The organism is Paenibacillus sp. FSL K6-1230 (assembly GCF_038002385.1).
GTDB lineage: Bacteria > Bacillota > Bacilli > Paenibacillales > Paenibacillaceae > Paenibacillus > Paenibacillus massiliensis.
In genome coordinates this window covers 5028659-5046697 of sequence record NZ_JBBOCK010000001.1, presented here as the reverse complement: position 1 = coordinate 5046697, position 18039 = coordinate 5028659, and the positions used below count along the sequence as shown (strand labels likewise).

Below are 18039 nucleotides of genomic sequence, written 5' to 3'. Positions count from 1 at the left end.
GCGGGAGAGCCGCATCCAAGCCATCGTTCGGGGCGTTACACAAGTCAGTCTCTAAATTAGCAATACAACCACTCCATCGATCATCACACCGTACATCGAATCGTACATCGAACAAAAAATCACACTATACATCACACGGCCTTCCATACCGTTCGTCATCCTCGACGCCATATCAGACATCACAGCATATCCCGCTTGTGAACGGCAGGGCCAGAGCTTTCCAACATACAAGGGAGTTACGGATTCCCATTCATATGAAGGCTGCTGCCATCGTGACAGCCTGCAACGAAGAGAAGACGATCTCACGTGTATTAAGCGAGCTAAGACGACTGCCCCTACAAGATATTATTGTGGTCCTGAATGGTTGTACGGACAGGACCTATGAGCAGGCGATAGGACACCCAGGTGTGACTGTCGTTCATATTCCGGAAAGGCTTGGCTACGACGTCGGCAGGAGCATTGGGGCCAGATTGACCACAGCAGATATCGTGTTGTTCACAGATGCGGACATTCCACTCCGTGCTGAGGAGCTTGCGCCTTTCCTGCTTGCCGTACAGCGAGGAACGGATGTCGCATTGAATCATCTGACGCCGTTGATTCCCGTATTCGAGCAGCAGGATCAGGTTACGCGTTGCAAGGCTTTTCTGAATCGGATGCTGGATCGTACCGATCTTGGAGCAGATTCCATGACAGCTATTCCACATGCACTCTCTCGCCGCTGTCTTGATGCCGTTGGCACAGACGTCCTTGCCGTTCCTCCGCTGGCACAGGCACGTGCAATCATGAAGGGAATGAGGATTGCTGGGGTATGCAGTGTGAACGTGTTGGCGCGTAACCGCCGTCGGGCCAGCATGAACCGTGGGGCAGGGAATCCAGTGGAGCAGCTAATTATTGGGGATCATGCAGAAGCGCTGTCTGCCATATTGAATGCCTCCGAATGGAATGCCCGAGGTGAATCCAGCACCCGCACGCTACCGTCCCGCGCCAAGATTGCCGAAGGGAGGAATCGCTATACGCCTCACAAGCATCATCATTCCCACGTATAATGGGTTGCCGCTCTTGCAGCGTTGTGTGGCTGCGATCCGGCAGTATACGGACGTACCTTACGAGATTATCGTAGTGGATAATGCCTCAACAGACGGCACAAGTAGCTATTGTGTCCAAGAGAATCTACGCAGTGTACGTCTGCCTGTGAATCGGGGCTTTCCGGCAGCCTGTAACCTCGGTCTTCGTCTGGCAGAGGGAGATGAGCTGCTACTGCTGAATAATGACGTCACAGTGACTCCCTGCTGGCTGATGAATTTACGTTCTGCCCTGCATAGCGCAGCCGATATAGGGATTGTAGGTCCAGTTACGAACTATGTGAGTGGCTTGCAGCAGGTCGATTGCGGGGCGAACTCTATGGAACAATTCATGAGCTATGCTGTACGCAACAATGTCAGTGATGCAGTGCGCTGGCGAGAGGTCAAGAGGCTGGTAGGATTCTGTATGCTCTTCAGTCGAAAGTTGCTGGACCGCATTGGTTACCTTGATGAGGGATACGGTGCAGGGCATTACGAGGATGATGACTTTTGCTTCCGGGCCCGGTTGCAGGGCAGCAGACTACTGATGTGCAGCGATTGCTTTGTACATCATGAGGGTAGCGCGAGCTTTGCCAAAGTCAGACAGCCAGAGCTGGAAGCCCTTATAGAGCGCAACTATCGCAGGTTCATGAGCAAATGGCATACCGATCCTCGCGAATATATTGAGCTTCCAGAGAACACGGTTCGTGGTGAACCGTATGAGAGCGGAGGTGGTGGGACATGAAAGGCATCATTCTGGTCGGGGGAACGGGAACACGCCTAATGCCCCTGACATCGATCATTAACAAGCATCTGCTGCCTGTCGGCAAATATCCCATGGTTCTGTACGGGATTGAGAGGTTGCGTCAAGCGGGGATCCAGGACATTCTGATCGTGATGGGTAAGCATTCTGCCGGGTTGTACACGAACTTGCTGGGGAGTGGCAATGCCTACGGGGTGCAGATTTCCTACCGTATTCAGGAGGAGGCCGGGGGGATTGCAGAAGCCTTGAACCTGGCCGAGAGCTTTGTCGAGCATGCCGGTAAATTCGTAGTCCTCCTCGGGGATAATCTCTTCGTGGATGATTTGCAGCCAAGTATTGCAAAATTCATGGAGCAGCCGTTCGGCAGCGCCAGGGTACTACTGAAGGAAGTAGAGGATGCTCATCGCTACGGTGTGCCTGTCTTTGACCCCGATGCGCCTTCCAAGATTCTGCAGATTGAGGAGAAGCCGGCGAACCCGCAGTCCCAGTATTGTGTGACAGGCATCTACCTCTATGATGTATCTGTCTTCTCGGTCATTGAACAAATGGTTCCCTCAGCAAGAGGTGAGTTCGAGATTACGGATGTGAATAACTGGTACGCCAGAGAAGGTCAGCTGGAGTATGACATTCTGGAGGGCTACTGGAGCGATGCAGGCACCTTCGAATCTCTGCGGGAAGCCAGCGAGCACATGAGGGATTTTGCCCTGGCTGCTCCTTCGGAGCAGGTGGAGGCTGGTACCTCGACAGTGGAGTTCAATGAGACTTCGCTGGATGAAGTAGCGGCTGAATCCCAGGATGATAGCGAGAAGCTGGCCCATGAAGGAATAGATGACAGGGACAATCGGATGGTTGACTCGGTCATCGAGATTTCTGAGAACGATACCGAAGCTACCAAGAATATCGAAGCTATCAAGGAAGCCAAGGAATCCAAGGAATCCAAAGCTAACAAGGGTACCAAAGATATTGAGGCTAGCAAGCAAGGTGATGAGTAAGAACAGGAAGTAAGGCTGCGGTGTACTGGAGTATGCCGTGGCCTTTTCATGATTTTGGCATCTAGACAAGCTGTATTCAGGCGGAACGTGTGGGGGAATCTGCATCTTGGGAAGCGACCGACTCACTGAGCAGAGTAATTATGTGATCAGCTTCAATTCCGATGGAATTTGGAAGAACCCGAATGCAGGCAGGCGAATAGGTTGTAGGAGGCGGCATACTGATTCTAGCCCACAGGATATACAAGTGGTGAAAAGAATAAGGAGGTATCGGGTGGTTCATGCAGGACAAAATTGATGATCTGCTGCAGCACATCTCCCAGTCACATCAGCAGATGGCCCGGTTGCTGGACACCGAGCGGCAGGTTGTGGTGAGGATGGCCCACATCATTCATCAGCTGCCGGATCAGGACCCGGACCTGGATGGCATATCCGGCTTGATGGACGGCTCCTCGGAGGTTAACAAAAGTGTGATTGCCTATTTGAATGGCCTGGCCGACTTTCAGGATGCCATGGCTGAGATGCTTACGAAGGTCATGAAGGAAATGAATGGGCAGGATGAGGAATAGCGTATTACTAAAGGCGGTGAGGTGAAGATGAGCAGGGAACAGGCCATGATGCATATGCTGGATGCCGCTGCCAAGCTGCAGCGAAATGTGGCGCTCATCCTGGAGGCCAAGGCTCTTGAAGCCGAGAAGGCTCGCAATTGGACGATTAATCATGTCATGGCTCATACCTTTGAGACGCACGAGGATCAGCTGCAGAAGCCACTGGAGATTCATGAGCAGATGGTGGAAATGCTGGAGGGATTAACCCGTCTGCAGACAGGTCTGTGCAGCAATCTGAAGGCTGTGCTGGAGGAGGAGTCTGCAGACGGACTGGACGGGATGTTCGGCGACAGCTTTGGTGACGGAGACAGCGATTCATGAGCTATCAGCGGGAGCATGAGGTGAAGCTGGAGCTGGTGGATTCCATAGCAGCCAGCCAGCATGCCATTGCTAGGCTGCTGCACAGTATGGCCGATGTGATACCTCATGCCGAAGTATCCGCCAAAAGCATGGAGGAGAGCCTGCGGCTACTTACAGCCTATCAGCATGAGATGGCGCGCATGCTGGGGGGCATCTCGCTGCCCAAGCCACGACATGGGGTGCCGTCCAGTCCCTGGCTACCTCCGCAGCAGCGGATCAGGACAGAGCCGATGAGCAACTATAAGGAGGACTGACATGAAGAAGAAAACGGGACGCGTATACAAGAAGTCCAGGCTACGCTCCGGGCGCAAAACACTCGGTCGGGCTTCTCGAGCCAAGCTGAAACTCCAGAAGAAAAGAAGAGGGCTGCTGGTCAAAGGGCGCAAGCATGTGACCAAGCGTGGCAAGAAGGGACTCTACAGATCTCGCCGCAAGCTGCGGGCTGCTGCCGGGTTCGCTCCGCAGCAGAATATATTTGTTCCGACTCAGGAGCCAGCCCCCGCACCCCAACAGGTAGAGGTCGTTCCGGCTCCAGTCAGCCAGAGCTTCGACGAGGCGTATCATGAAGGGTTCAACGAAGGCTTTGCCAAAGGGTATGCAGAAGGGCACGAGCTTGCCTTTAAGCCTCAAGGATAGGGAATATCGTTCGTCCACCTAGATGGTATGAATGACCGAAAGACATCGGTTATTCGTACCTTTTTTGTGTTATGGTCCCGTAGATTCTGACAACGAAGATGAGCAGACAAGACAGGGCTGGAGCCAATTTTCACAAAACACGGCTGTCGTCCATGATGCAAATAACCCCACGGCATATATAGGTTAAGAACGACACTATCTGCCTGTATGCTCCTGCATGGATGGCGGGATCACATTAGGGGACCTTGGGTGGGCAGGCTGCAAGCTGTGGAATCTGAAATGACGTGTCCTAACTTGGAAAGGAAGTGAGTCACCTGACACATACAGAGGGGTATTCGAGCGGCTATGAGGAAGGACGACGAGTAGGAGGCTGCAAGGCCATACTGGAGAGCTTCACGGTCACTCCGCAAATGTCAGACTTGCGTGTGCTGTATATTCCGCAAGGATTTCCAGCCATTGATACGGGCGTCATCGACGCACTCCGCCAGAGCGTACGTGAATGCACCGTGGGCAATATCAAGACGATTTTGGCCGATGCCATCGTGTCGCGTCCTGACCTGGTGCTGGTAATGAATGGTCTGCATGGACTGCCGGAGGACCATGAGGAACAGCTGAGACAAGTCCGTGCCTTCGGGATCAGGACGGCGGTCTGGTTCGTTGACGATCCTTATTTTACGGAGAAGACAGCTAAAAATTGCTTGTACTACGATGTAGTGTTCACACACGAAATGTCCTGTGTACCCTTTTACCAGAGTATGCAGGCCAAACAGGTACATTATATGCCACTGGGGGTTGGCCCGAGTGTGTTTCATCCCCGGAAGGTTAACCCAGAGTACAAATATGATATTTGCTTCATCGGCAGTGCATTCTGGAATCGGGTGGCGCTATTCGACCAGTTGGCTCCTTTTCTCGAAGGTAAAAAGGTGCTCATCGTAGGTGGCTCCTGGGAACGAATGCAGCGACAGGATATCCTCGGTCCCTTCATTCGTCCAGGCTGGATGGACATTGAGGAGACGGCTAACTACTACAACGGTGCCAAGATTGTGCTCAATATTCACAGACCTGCCGAGAGCGGGCTGGATAATGAGAACCTGCACCAGATTCCTGCCCAGTCCATCAATCCGCGCACTTACGAGATCAGTGCCTGCGGTACGCTGCAGATGACGGACATCCGCGATGATCTGGTCCGTTACTATCAGCCAGGCCACGACATTGAGACCTTCGCTACGGCTGAAGAGCTGCAAGCGAAGCTGGCCTATTACCTGGAACATGAGACGGAGCGGCTCCGACTGGCGTGGGAAGGAATGCGTACCACCTTACAGAAGCACACGTTTGCCCATCGTATCCCGCAGCTGCTCCAACTGGCCGTGACCTGAGGCCGAAACGTCAGCTAGATTCAACCATTAGGCTTATTAAAGGAGAGAGAGCGATGTCTGAGAATACAATTACGGTCATGCTCAAGCCGCATGGCTGGCATCAGGGGTATGAGGAGGGCTATATGCGGGGAAGAGCGAACGCGATTGCAGCTCTGCCGCGCCCGGTTTTTCCGGTTCGTCCCCTGCATATTCTGTATATTCCTTCTGGCAAGTCATTCCCTTATTCCCCGATTGATTCGGCGATTATCGATGCACTCCAGTTGCTGGCAACCCGGGTAACCGTGACGGACCCTTCCCTGCCATTCAGTGAGATTGCTCTCCAGCAGCACCCGAATCTGGTACTGGCTCTGGATGGTCTGGACGTCGACAAGGAGCAGATGGATAAAATCCGCCGAAAGGGAATTCGTACAGCTGTCTGGTTGACGGACGATCCGTATTACACCGATCTGACCATTCCACTGGTCCAGCATTTCGACCACGTCTTCACATTGGAGCTGAATTGTCTAGAGCTGTACCAGCAGGCCTGCAGTGCATCTGTTCATTATTTGCCGCTTGGCGTGGCACCGTCACATTTTCATCCGCTGGCTTATCCATCCAATAACCGCCGCGAGCTGAGCTTTACCGGCTCTGCTTATTGGAGTCGTATCTTCTACTTGCAGCCGATTATGTCCCAGCTCATGCAGCGTGACTTCCGTATCAACGGACTCTGGTGGGACCGGATGCCGGATTATCCATTGTATGCAGATCGAATTGATGTAGGCACCTGGCTGGACCCGAGTCAGACCAACGAGGTCTATAACGGAAGCAAGATTATTATTAATCTGCACCGCTCGCATGAGGATGAGCTTGTGAACAATAACCTGCTGAAGCTACCGGGGTATTCACCGAATCCACGCACCTTCGAGGTCGCGGCCTCGTCTGCTTTTCAATTGACGGATATGCGCGAGGATCTTCCCAGATTCTACGAGCCTGGTGTAGAGATCGAGACCTACAGCTCTCCCAATGAGCTGCTGGATAAGGTGCATTACTATCTGGAGCATGAGGAGCAGCGGCGAAACATTGCGCTCAAAGGGCTGGAGCGCACACTCCGGGATCATACGTATATGAACAGAATCGATCAGCTGCTGACGACTCTGTTCCCAGGGTGATGGAGATGAGCAAACGACCTACATTGATGTTATTCAGTCACATTAGCAGCAATCGGAGCATTACAGGAGCTGAGAAGCTGCTGCTCCACTTTTGCAGGGAAGTGGGCTCCTATTTCGATTGCATACTTGTCGCTCCGGAGGAGGGAAAGCTGACTACAGAGGCGCGTCGCGATAACATTTACACACATATTCAGGAAGTACCCGTGCTGTACGGCATGTATACCCCTTACCCTGAGCTGGAGAGGGATATCGAGCAATTAAAGCATTCGTCTGCATACACGGCTCTTGTGCGCATGATTCGAGAGCATCAGCCTGATCTGATCTATGTCAATACCTGTATCCATGTACTGCCTGCACTAGCGGCTAAAGAGGCTGGAGTACCTGTCATATGGGGCATTACGGAGATTATTCGTAGCAATGAGTATACTCCGCTTGCTGCACGAATCATGGAACGGCTGGCTGATCGGCTGGTGGGCATATCCCATGCGACGTTACGACCGCTACAGCAGGCTGGAATACGGATTCGGATGGATGTACTGTACCCGACAACCTCCATAGATTCGATGGGGCAGGCCCAGCGCTATATTCAGCGCACTCGCAAGCGGGAGAAGCTTCGCCTACGCCCCGAGCATATTTGCATAGGCTATATCTCCTCCTACATCACCGAATCCAAAGGGCTAAAGTCATTCATCGACATGGCGCTGGCCTTGTGTCACAGGTACCGGGACTGCCGCTTCTGGATCATTGGAATGCCGATTGAGCAGGAATATTACCAGCAATGTGAGGCCAAAATTCGCGAATCCGGCTACAGCAGACGCTTTCGCTTTTCCAAATTCGAGGAATCCGTAGCAACGGCTTATGGTGCCATGGATATGGTGGTCATTCCCAGTATGGTCGAGGAGGGCTTTGGGCTAACGGCATTGGAGGGCCATATGTACGGCAAGCCGGTCATTTCCTTTGCGCACGGAGGCCTCGTGGAGATTATGCAGCTATCCGGCAACGGTGACTATCTGGTGGAGCCAGGGAACAGCTATGAGTTAACGGCAAAAGTAGCATACCTAATAGACAATCGCGAGGAAGCGGTGCGGGTTAGTAAACGAAATCAGCAGGAATCCATGCGTATGTATGGGGCAGATGTGTATCGTAGCCGCTGCAAGGATATGGTCGTACGCTGGATTGCCGAGCATCCATCATGGTTCCCCTGCCTACAGCATCCAGATGGAGCTCTGTATGCTAATGGTGAAGGTTATGGGCACTGGACCACACAAGGCTCGGAAGGCAAGCCACGAATTCGGCAATTCCCGGCACAGATCATTGAAAGTCTGCCTCTGCGGCGTCAGGAATCGGCTCCTGAGCTGGAGGCCGTGCAGCATCGGGCTGTACCTGAGCTACCGCAAGCTCTGCCGCCCGCTCCAGAGCCAGAATATGTGAGAGATTTCATACAAGTACGTGCTGGAGGCAAGCGCAGGAGCATACGAAGACGAAAGGGTCAGCGTACACACCTGAAGGGTCGCCGCCGCATACATCAACGTATGAAGCGAACGTACAGGCTGGGCAAAGTGGGCAGAGGCAAGAAAAGGTGGGGAAGCAGAAGATGAAAATCATGACCATACTCGGTACCAGGCCGGAGATCATTCGTCTCAGCCTGGTCATGACCAAGCTGGATCAGTATGCCGACAAGCACATCATGGTGCATACGGGCCAGAATTATACGGAGAGCCTGAGTGGACAGTTCTTCCGCCAGCTTGGGCTGCGGGCGCCCGATTATGTGCTGCAGCAGAAGGCAGGAACACTTGGGCAGCAGCTCTCTGCCATGTTCGGACAGATGGAGACGATCCTTCATCAGGAGCAGCCGGATCAGGTGCTGTTATTGGGGGATACGAATAGTGCATTATGTGCGGTACTGGCTGAGCGGCTGGGCTTCCCCGTCGTTCATATGGAGGCAGGTAACCGCTGCTTCGATCTGGCCGTTCCAGAGGAGAAGAACCGAAGAGTCATTGATGCGATCTCTTCTATTAATATGCCTTACACGGAGCAGAGTAAGCAGAATCTGTTGCGAGAGGGATTTCCGGTGCAGCGCATTGTCTGTACTGGAAATCCAATCTATGAGGTAATGAAGCATTACGAGTCGGATATTCAAGGAAGCCGAATTCTGGACATCATGGGGCTTAGCAAGGGAGATTACTGCATCGTGACGGCCCACAGAGCCGAAAATGTGGATGATCCAGTGCATCTGGCAGCGATCCTGGATGGCTTGAATAAGGTCGCTGCGAGCAGTGGCAAGCGCATGTTATGCAGCATTCATCCTCGCACCGCTGCCCGGATTGCGGCAAGCCCCAGCATGACTCGACATCCACTTGTGGAATTCCATGAGCCCTTTGGCTTTTTTGATTTTGTACAGCTGGAGGCCCACGCCTGGTGCGCATTAACGGACAGCGGTACCGTTCAGGAGGAATGCTGTATTTTGGGCGTACCGACCGTCACGATGCGTAAGACAACCGAACGGCCCGAGACGGTGGATTGCGGCAGCAATGTCATATCAGGATTAGACGGAGATGCGATTGCGGAGGCCGTCAGCATTATGACCTCATTGCCGCAAAGCTGGAAGTGCCCGGAAGGGTATCTGGCGGAGGACGTCTCGGATATTGTAGTCAAATATGTACTCGGTGGAAAACGACATGTATGAGCAATAGCAGAGTGCGATAGCCATAAAGCGTCGTGGAAATATGGATATTAGGGAGGGTTCTCATTGAAGCTCCTGATTCTGGGCGGTAACGGCATGGCCGGGCATGTACTGGTCAATTACTTCAAGCATCAGGCTGTGCACCAGGTATTCTATACGACTCGTGATTCCAAGGACCAGGGAGGACTGCTGCTAGATGTGCTGGATGGTAGTATGGTTGATCTACTCATCCGCATTGTACGTCCTGCGGTCATTATTAATGCTATTGGTGTGCTAAATGAGCATGCAGAGCAGAAGAAGACGGATGCTTACTGGATCAACGGTCTGCTGCCGCATCGCTTGGTGGAGAGTGCGAATCAGGTAGGTGCGAGGGTCATTCATATCAGTACGGACTGTGTCTTCTCCGGATCACGCGGTCGCTATACCGAGACTGACCCACCAGATGGTACAAGCGCCTACGCGTTAACGAAGATTCTGGGGGAAATACATGAGCCAGGACATCTCACGATACGCACATCCATTATTGGTCCTGAGATACGGTCCCGGGCGATCGGCCTCATGCACTGGTTCATGCAGCAATCCGGGGAGGTAGCTGGCTATACGAGGGTTATGTGGAATGGAGTAACCACGCTGGAGCTGGCCAAGGCGATTGATGCCTTACTGAATGAACAGCTCGATGGGCTCATCCATCTGGCCGTACCTCAGCCGATCAGCAAGCATGATCTCTTAGTACTGTTTAAGCGCATCTGGAGCCGTGACGATATTACAATCCGGCCAGAGGCGGGAATCGTGCAAGACAAGACCTTGCTCTCTACTCGCAAGGATCTGCAGTATCAGGTGCCATCGTATGAGTCAATGCTGCAGGAGCTACATGACTGGGAGATGAAAGGAGGAGTACATTGAGGCCACTGGTTAGCGTCATTATCCCGTTCTATAATTGTCCCTATGTCGATCAGGCTGTACGAAGCGTGCTTGCCCAATCGTATAGCCCCGTGGAGATTATCGTCGTCGATGATGGCTCCACACAGTTCCAGGAACGTCTTGATCCCTATCGATCCCGTATAATTTATCTGGGCAAAGCTAACGGCGGAACAGCCAGCGCTCTCAATCATGGGATAAGGCATGCATCCGGTCAGTACATTGCTTGGCTGAGCTCCGACGACCTCTTTTACCCCGATAAGATCAACAACCAGGTATGCTTCATGCTGGAGCACCAGGTCTATATCTCTCATACCAACTTTGACTATATCGATCTGCACAGTAACATCTCCAGGCATGGGGTAGCCCCTTTGTTTGCCAATCTGAAGGAGTTCTACACCTTCTTCCTGACTGCAAATCCTGTGAACGGTTGTACTGTGATGTTTCGGAAGGAGATATTCGAACGCCTGGGGCTCTTCGATGAGTCGCTGCCCTATACCCATGATGTAGACTTCTGGTATCGGGCGATTGTGAACGGCTATACCTTCCCGTTTCTGAATCAGTCGCTGGTCGGCTACCGCTGGCACGGGGGAATGGGGACGCTGCGCTATCGTGATGTGATTCAGCGTGAGTATGACTATGTACAAGGGCGAACCCGGGCGCGGATGGAGCAGTTCTTGAATACGATCTGATGGTGAACAGTCAGAAGTAGTCTTGAAATGATCTTGAAATGTGATCTCTAAATGACCTCAAAATCCACAACAGATGTGGACAGCGAGGTCATTTTTTATAGTCTTGTGGTTGGAATAGATCAACTATGCGTATAGAGCCGCGGCAAGTGGGGGGCCCTATCGACTACTGTTATGCATGCTGTTCTTTCCTCTCAGATGAATAACGATCAACAGCGATGAACAGCAAGCTTAAAGGCCACTGCATTTCTCGAGGGCTTCCCCTCTTTCTGCTAACAACGATGCTTATCATACAAGTAGGGTGGCACATCAATCTGGTGCATCCAATCCTGAGCTTTGTGAAAGGTTGCGTGTTGCGTACAGTCAGGGTACATGCGGATTCTGTGCATGGCTTGTTCCGCTGACCATATCTTTTCTTGCTGCTATGAATATATTAAATAGAGCTCTGGTAGCAGCTTCCTTGCACCGGACAGCTTTGCAGGAACCTTGAAGGAGGGTGTTACAGGTTTGAACGAACAGATTACAGTGCTCATCCCGTTCTATAATCCAGGCCCCTTTCTGCTGGAAGCTATCGAAAGTGTATTTAGACAGACCTACAGCCAGTGGAAGCTTATTCTCGTGGATGACGGGTCAACACAGCCTTACTCGCCTGGATTGAAAAGATATTTGCAGGATCCGCGGGTCATGTTGCTTAAGACTGTACGGAATGTTGGACAATCAAAGGCAATGAACAAGGGATTGTCCCAGGTAAAGACCCCACTTGTCATTCAACTGGATGCGGATGATTGGTTCTTCCCGTATACGCTGGAGGTTATGGTGAAGGAGGCCGCCAAGCTTCCGGAAAAGGTAGCCGTCATCTCAGGCAACATTCATATTGTCCATGAGGACGCGTATGGCAATCGTCTGATGACCGAGGTCTACAAGGGTCGGCACTACAAAGACAAGTATGCCTTCCTGCTCGCCAATTCGTCGGTATGGCCGCGATGCTATCGGGTATCCGCACTGCGCTCGATCGGGGGCTGGCCCATTGATGACAAATATGGCGGCAGATATCTGGAGGATAAGCGTGTATTGCTCCGTCTGATTGAGCAATATCATTTCCATTGGATTGATAAGCTGCTCTATAACCACCGTCGTCATGACACGAATCAGACCAATAATGTTCGTGTGTATGCCGAGATGGCAGAATGGACGATCCACAATGCGTTAAGCCGCTGGGGAAATGAATACAAGCCGGTCATTCTGACCTTCGGGGTTGGCTGGAAGCGACTGGATCGTCTCATTCCACTGAAGACGGCCAGAGGATTGTCCCCACCACTCAAGCCGGGGCTTGTACCTCAGCCACTTCAGGCACCGCCAGACATCCCAACTTCGCCGCCGACGCCTTCAATAGCCCCTGCCAGTACGGCTAAGCCTGCTGTAACAGCGGCACCAAAGGTAGCCACTCCACCACCGATAGCAAAGGCACCAGCACCACCAAAGGCGCCATTATTGCCGCCAACACCACCCATATCTTCTACCTCCTCTACCCCTCCAGCAGCAGCGTACACAGGCTTGAAGATTACGGAAGGGAAGGGACTGGGATCTGCTCCTGGCATGGGCTTGGGGACTGGACCCAACACAGGACCTGGAACAGGACCGGGGACGGGCCCCGGCACCTAAGGAGTGTGAGCTTGCATGAGTCAGGTGACGATTGTCGTCCCTACCTATAACAAGGCAGCCTACATCCAGCGCACTCTGGAGTCCATTCATGCTCAGACCTATCGGGACTGGCAGTTACTGATCATTGATGATGCCTCGACAGACCCGACTGTTGCGATTGCCAGACGACATGCAGACCCAGCCCGTACCCGAATTATTGTACGCAAGGTTAATCAAGGGATCTGTCATGTACTGAATGAGGCGCTTAAGCATATCAGGACCGAATACTTCATTCAGGTGGACGGCGATGACTGGATCGAGCGGGATGCTGTACAGGTGCTGTATAATGCGATGACCAGACAGCCTGCAACTACAGCACTTGCTTACGGGAATACTGTACATTGGCATGAGTATGGAGGACAGCTGCATTATCACAAGACCGTGAAGCAGCGAAGCTTCGCAAGCAGGTATGACTTTGCCGTATATGATCCCATGGTGCAGCCTCGCTTCTACCGAACCTCTAGTGTCAGACGTGTCGGAGGCTGGGAGATCGACAGGCTTACCGGTGGCCGGAAAATGGAGGATCGGCGTATGCTGCTGCGACTGCTGGATCATTACAGATTCGTCTACGTGAACCGTGATCTGTACCACTTCCGGTACCATCAATCGAACCTTAGTCATGATCGAAATGCTGCCGTCTACAACAAACTGAGACGATTCTATACGGAAAAGGCTCTGCAGCGCTGGGGCGGTCACTATCGCTGTGAGATGGTCGGACCGCCGGAGCTGTGGCAGTCGATCCGCCTCGTTCCCACGGGACGCAAGACATGACTGCAAGGATTATAGAACACGATTATAGAACACATGGCGACAGAGGAAATTAGATGGGGACAATAGCTTAGTGTATAGAATAGATGTTTTGCAGATTTCTGGAGATCGAAATCGACCGTTCATAGAAGTAACTGAGGGACAGAGCTGTTAGAGCTCTGTCCCTTGCATTTTGCCTATTCTTACTCGTTCTTGCATGTATTTACCTTTAGCATACTGAGAAGCCTGCAGAAATGCGTATGGGTATTTCACGAATGTGAAGGCACAACAGACTAATTTCAAACATTAGCCTGATAGTAAAAATTAACTATTATAATGTAAAATTACATTGTATTTAAAATAGAACAATTCATAAGATTTATTCTCGTCATTCCAATTTTTAAAAGGTGACTGTACCTTCACATATCCATCTGGAAAAGGCAGTGAGAGACAGCAATGAACAGATCCCAAGCCATGGAGCATTTTGAACAGAATACAGTGATCCCACGAGTGCAAGATATGCTTCAACGGCTTGAATCTTACTATCAGCTACATAAGTCCCAGCTAGCCCAGTCATTCTGGTGTTCCATAGAACAGATTATCGCAGGATATGAAGCTTTGCAGGAACAAGGGCAGCAAGCTGCGCTTGGTTATATTACATTCTCTCTACTACGAACATCCATGCTCAGCGGACAGAGTCTCTACTTGGTAGAAGCCTCGAACAGGCTATGGTTCCTTGACGAACAGGCGTACTCTGCGTGCTACGACGCGTCCTGGGCCTATGGCTTCTTGAAGCCTTTGGAGGCGGAGCTGTTGCAGCTGGCCAAAAAATATGCTGGAGCGATTGACCCGACAGATGTGCAGCGAAGGATCATGCATACGGCAGCATTCGTCCATCAGTACGTGCTTGCATTAGCCCGCTATACCTTGCGACTTCATGAAGATAAGCTGATGCCTGCCTTGAACCGTGTCCGACTTGAGCGTGAATGTGAAATTCGCGTCGGCGAATATCGGGATCTCAGCGAGATTGTGTATAAGGTAGATCGCAGAGAGCGCTCTGCAGAAGAGCTAGGGAATGAACTGTCAGGCAGACATGGATTTGCGTATTCCGGTGAGGTGTTTCGTCATGCCGAGCTGTCGCAGGGAGATTATACGGGAATTCATTTGTATTATAGCGATCTGCGAGGAAGCTCCTGTAAAGGAAGCTTATTCACGAATGGCTATTTAGTAGGCTCTCGCTGGGATGAAGCGGACTTATGTGATGCAGATTTCAGCGGGGCATTTCTGGCAGAGGCAAGCTTTACAGGAGCAGACCTGCGTGATGCGTCTTTTCGAGGTTGTGTTGGAATGGCAGGCTTATTGGCGGAGAAGCACTGGGAACGACCTGGTTATGAGCCGGTATGCTTTACCGGTGCTAATCTGGCGGGTGCAGATTTTACAGGCGCTTGGTTGCCCGGTGCTGATTTTCGGGGAGCCTTACATGTGGATGAGGCTATGCTTCACGGGGCTTGGCTGGAAGGAGCACAATTTTCTTCTGATGTATCCGTGGGATTAGAGCGGATGAGTAAGGTAGCAACGAATAGGAAGCTGGTGGAATCATGAAATATTGGATCGGCAAGCCGGAGCACAGCATGGTGTATCCGGCTATCCCTGTATGGGATGAAGAGGCGAATGGAGAGGACTTGAGTCTCGCGGATTGGACACAATGGCCAGAGTCCAGTGCAGCCCAGTTCCGCGTGCGAGGCCATGATCTTACGGTCTATCCTGATCTGATGCTTGGTGAGCTGCTGCTCGTGTCCGATTCCGTGCATGAACTGCTGCGCTTCTATATGCCACAGCTATTCAGCCGGATGGCGCTGCTGCGTGATCTGGATCGAATGGAGCAGCGGCTCTACTGGCTTGTCCAGCCTCCACTTGTCGATGGTATTGGTACGCGGAGCGAGTGGCAGCTTGGAGGTGGGCTACAAAAGCTCGTCGTGAATCAGCAGGGAATGCAACAGCAGCCTTTGGCGCGATTGCGGGGATTGCGTGAACCGTACCTCATTGTGGAGCTTGTGCTTGCAGAAAGTATGCTACGCAGAGGATTCATTGGCATGCAATTGGAAGAGGCTGAGCTGCAGTAGAGGAATGGAGCATGGATGCTTAAGTTCACGGTCAAGTAACGAAAGTCAGCTATGGAGCAGAGCTTGATCTCATGACGTATAGCAAGCCAGTCAACAAGAAGGAGGAGTATCCATGGAACATCTGGAGAAGAAGCACCTGGATGAAATGATGGTTAGCCTGCGCCAAATCCAACAGGAGGAGCCAGCGGAAGAAGTTGAGGGCCTTGAGGATCTGGGGATCGCAAAGACAGGAACATTAGAGGAAGCTATCGCACTCGGGGAAGCTTCAGAGCAGTGGCTGAAGGGAATGCGTCGTGTAGACGGAGAGATTCTGATGTTCGCAGAACGTCTGCTGCTGGATGGACGAGTAGGGATGACGATGCCAGTTACATTTCATGAGATGGCACCGGAGCTCAAGCAAATGAAGTATCCGTCCGCCCATCGTCCATCCCTGATCCTGACGAATCAGGAGGGGAGCATCAATCTGGCTTTGAACTGGATCGACAGCGATATCGGCCCACAGGATGTAGAGCAGCTCACGATGGACATGACAGCCGTCATTAAAGAGACACAGCGCATTCAGGAATGGCAGAGCGAGGGCTTGGTGGACATTCACGGTCGACAGCTCGGCTATTGTGAATTCACGACGCCTGTATGGAATGACTTGCTGTATCATCTGATGTTCTTCACGGAGCTGGAGGGCCAGGCCTTAATCGGCACCTTTAACTGTACGGCTGAGCATCTACCCATCTGGAGACCACTTGCCTACCGGATGTTAGCCACCCTGAAGATGATCCCTACGAAAGGAGAGACACTATGACGACCCCGCGAACGACGTATGATTTACTACACATCACCCCCTACGAGCACGTGCGCATTCAGGAGCTTCATATTCGCAAGCAGATGAATGAGCACACACGGCTGTCGTTTACCGCCATGGTGCCTGAGGAATGGAAGGACAGCTATGTGCAGATGACGGCAGCAGATTCTCCTGTGGGTGTATTCCAGCTTAAAGAGGACGGCAGCCAGGCTGCTTTGTTTCACGGCACGGTACTGAACATCGAGATCAAGGTCGTACGGGATGTGTACTATCTGGAGGTGGATGCGGTGTCGTACAGCTATCAGCTGGATATTCGCCCCAGAAGTCGATCCTTCCAGGACAAGAATATGACAGTCGAGACGATGCTGCACATCGTAGGAAAGGACTATCCTGGCTTTGACCTGATCGACTCTGCCACAGGCGGTGCGGCCTTAAGAAGGCTTACGGTCCAATATGCCGAGACGGATTGGGCATTCCTGAAGCGCATGGCTTCGCGCTATCGGACTTCCCTCAGTCCTGCATCGAACTTTGATACCCCCAAATTATATTTTGGCGTGGAGGAAACGCCCTCTGGCCTGAATCTGTCCAACTATCATTATACGGTCAGTAAACGGATCGAGACGTATCGTCATTTTAACGGAAATGATACGACCCCGGTGAATGAGCAGGATTTCGTGGATTATGGGCTGGAGACCGAGCAAGTGCTGGATCTGGGCAGCCAGGTGGCCTTTCAAGGTAAAAGTCTGTACGTATACAAGGTCCATACCCGCATGACGCAAGGCATCTTAACGCACGAATACACTATGACGACGCATAAAGGTCTCCGGCACCGCGAGCTGTTCAATGAACAGCTGACAGGCTTATCGCTGCTGGGCAGCGTCATTCAGGTGGAGCGAGATCGGGTGCGTGTACATCTGGATATCGATCAGACTCAGGAGGCAGCAGTAGCCTATTGGTTCCCGTATGCTTCTCCCTATACCGCTGAAGGGCATAGCGGCTGGTATGTGATGCCAGAGCTGGGGGATCGCGTACGCATTACCTTTCCGGCGCATCTGGAGGACGGGGCTTTCGCCAGCAGCTCAGCACGGGAGGGACGGAGTGAGGAGGGACAGCAGGGACAGAACCGTTTCAGTAATCCGCAGGTGAAGATTTTTCGTACCCCACACGGTAAAGAAATTCGGCTGACACCGGATGAGATCATCATTTCCAGCAAGGACGGAGCCGTCTTTATTCGCTTGAATGAGAAGGAAGGTATTCATATTACGAGTGATCAAGAGATCAGCCTCAGTGCAGGTGGAAATATCTCGCTGAGTGCAGGAGACAAGGTCAAGATCACGGCAGGACAGGAAATCCAGCTCTCTAGTCAGGGCAGTACGGTGTCTCTGGGCGGTCAGACGACGGTCATGGGCAGTGAGGTGAAGACGAATTAGCAGGAAAG

At 52.1% G+C, this 18039-nt stretch carries 18 protein-coding genes and 1 pseudogene; all 19 read left to right on the top strand.

The features are described from left to right. Nucleotides 1–254 precede the first annotated feature (254 nt). The 19 genes and pseudogenes from MKX74_RS22265 (at nucleotide 255) to MKX74_RS22175 (ending at nucleotide 18031) form a co-directional block, all read left to right on the top strand. Nucleotides 255–1046, top strand: coding sequence for a glycosyltransferase family 2 protein (locus MKX74_RS22265; RefSeq protein WP_018885545.1), 792 nt, complete (start codon nucleotides 255–257; stop codon nucleotides 1044–1046). Beyond that, a complete protein-coding gene (locus MKX74_RS22260) occupies nucleotides 1012–1806 on the top strand; it encodes a glycosyltransferase family 2 protein (RefSeq protein WP_026281165.1) in 795 nt (264 codons plus the stop codon). The genes MKX74_RS22265 and MKX74_RS22260 overlap by 35 nt, the downstream gene beginning before the upstream one ends. Beyond that, nucleotides 1803–2519 (top strand): annotated as a pseudogene (locus MKX74_RS22255) (sugar phosphate nucleotidyltransferase); the annotation flags it as partial. The gene MKX74_RS22260 and the pseudogene MKX74_RS22255, both read left to right, overlap by 4 nt. A gap of 575 nt (nucleotides 2520–3094) precedes the next feature. Next, entirely contained in the window at nucleotides 3095–3382 is a 288-nt protein-coding gene (locus MKX74_RS22250) for a hypothetical protein (RefSeq protein WP_018885542.1), read from the top strand. 27 nt (nucleotides 3383–3409) lie between these two features. Beyond that, nucleotides 3410–3742 (top strand): hypothetical protein, encoded by a 333-nt coding sequence (locus tag MKX74_RS22245; protein WP_018885541.1) that lies wholly within the window; start codon nucleotides 3410–3412, stop codon nucleotides 3740–3742. Beyond that, nucleotides 3739–4035, top strand: a complete 297-nt coding sequence (locus MKX74_RS22240; RefSeq protein WP_036635591.1) for a hypothetical protein — start codon at nucleotides 3739–3741, stop codon at nucleotides 4033–4035. The genes MKX74_RS22245 and MKX74_RS22240 overlap by 4 nt, the downstream gene beginning before the upstream one ends. Before the next feature lies 1 nt (nucleotide 4036). Then, a complete protein-coding gene (locus MKX74_RS22235; protein ID WP_341179880.1) occupies nucleotides 4037–4417 on the top strand; it encodes a hypothetical protein in 381 nt (126 codons plus the stop codon). 305 nt (nucleotides 4418–4722) lie between these two features. After that, complete coding sequence (locus tag MKX74_RS22230) at nucleotides 4723–5793, top strand: CgeB family protein (RefSeq protein WP_341179879.1); 1071 nt, start codon at nucleotides 4723–4725, stop codon at nucleotides 5791–5793. Nucleotides 5794–5846: 53 nt separating this feature from the next. Beyond that, nucleotides 5847–6941 (top strand): CgeB family protein, encoded by a 1095-nt coding sequence (locus tag MKX74_RS22225; protein WP_341179878.1) that lies wholly within the window; start codon nucleotides 5847–5849, stop codon nucleotides 6939–6941. Between the two features lie 5 nt (nucleotides 6942–6946). Continuing rightward, nucleotides 6947–8539 carry a glycosyltransferase family 4 protein gene (locus tag MKX74_RS22220; protein WP_341179877.1) on the top strand — a complete coding sequence of 531 codons (1593 nt, stop codon included), beginning with the start codon at nucleotides 6947–6949 and terminating at the stop codon, nucleotides 8537–8539. Then, entirely contained in the window at nucleotides 8536–9627 is a 1092-nt protein-coding gene (gene wecB, locus MKX74_RS22215) for a non-hydrolyzing UDP-N-acetylglucosamine 2-epimerase (RefSeq protein ID WP_341179876.1), read from the top strand. Before MKX74_RS22220 ends, wecB begins: the two co-directional genes overlap by 4 nt. A gap of 63 nt (nucleotides 9628–9690) precedes the next feature. After that, the gene (locus MKX74_RS22210) at nucleotides 9691–10527 is read left to right on the top strand and encodes a dTDP-4-dehydrorhamnose reductase family protein (protein ID WP_341179875.1); all 837 of its coding nucleotides are present in this window, start codon (nucleotides 9691–9693) and stop codon (nucleotides 10525–10527) included. Continuing rightward, entirely contained in the window at nucleotides 10524–11234 is a 711-nt protein-coding gene (locus MKX74_RS22205) for a glycosyltransferase (RefSeq protein WP_341179874.1), read from the top strand. Before MKX74_RS22210 ends, MKX74_RS22205 begins: the two co-directional genes overlap by 4 nt. A gap of 504 nt (nucleotides 11235–11738) precedes the next feature. Next, nucleotides 11739–12893 carry a glycosyltransferase family 2 protein gene (locus MKX74_RS22200; RefSeq protein ID WP_341179873.1) on the top strand — a complete coding sequence of 385 codons (1155 nt, stop codon included), beginning with the start codon at nucleotides 11739–11741 and terminating at the stop codon, nucleotides 12891–12893. Nucleotides 12894–12908: 15 nt separating this feature from the next. Continuing rightward, nucleotides 12909–13703 carry a glycosyltransferase family 2 protein gene (locus MKX74_RS22195; RefSeq protein ID WP_341179872.1) on the top strand — a complete coding sequence of 265 codons (795 nt, stop codon included), beginning with the start codon at nucleotides 12909–12911 and terminating at the stop codon, nucleotides 13701–13703. 432 nt (nucleotides 13704–14135) lie between these two features. Continuing rightward, a complete protein-coding gene (locus MKX74_RS22190; RefSeq protein WP_341179871.1) occupies nucleotides 14136–15281 on the top strand; it encodes a pentapeptide repeat-containing protein in 1146 nt (381 codons plus the stop codon). Beyond that, nucleotides 15278–15802, top strand: coding sequence for a hypothetical protein (locus tag MKX74_RS22185; RefSeq protein WP_341178186.1), 525 nt, complete (start codon nucleotides 15278–15280; stop codon nucleotides 15800–15802). The genes MKX74_RS22190 and MKX74_RS22185 overlap by 4 nt, the downstream gene beginning before the upstream one ends. A 112-nt stretch (nucleotides 15803–15914) precedes the next feature. Continuing rightward, nucleotides 15915–16601, top strand: coding sequence for a hypothetical protein (locus tag MKX74_RS22180; protein ID WP_341178187.1), 687 nt, complete (start codon nucleotides 15915–15917; stop codon nucleotides 16599–16601). Then, on the top strand, nucleotides 16598–18031 hold the full coding sequence (locus tag MKX74_RS22175; protein ID WP_341179870.1) for a phage baseplate assembly protein V: 1434 nt from the start codon (nucleotides 16598–16600) through the stop codon (nucleotides 18029–18031). The genes MKX74_RS22180 and MKX74_RS22175 overlap by 4 nt, the downstream gene beginning before the upstream one ends. The last annotated feature ends 8 nt before the right edge of the window (nucleotides 18032–18039 follow it).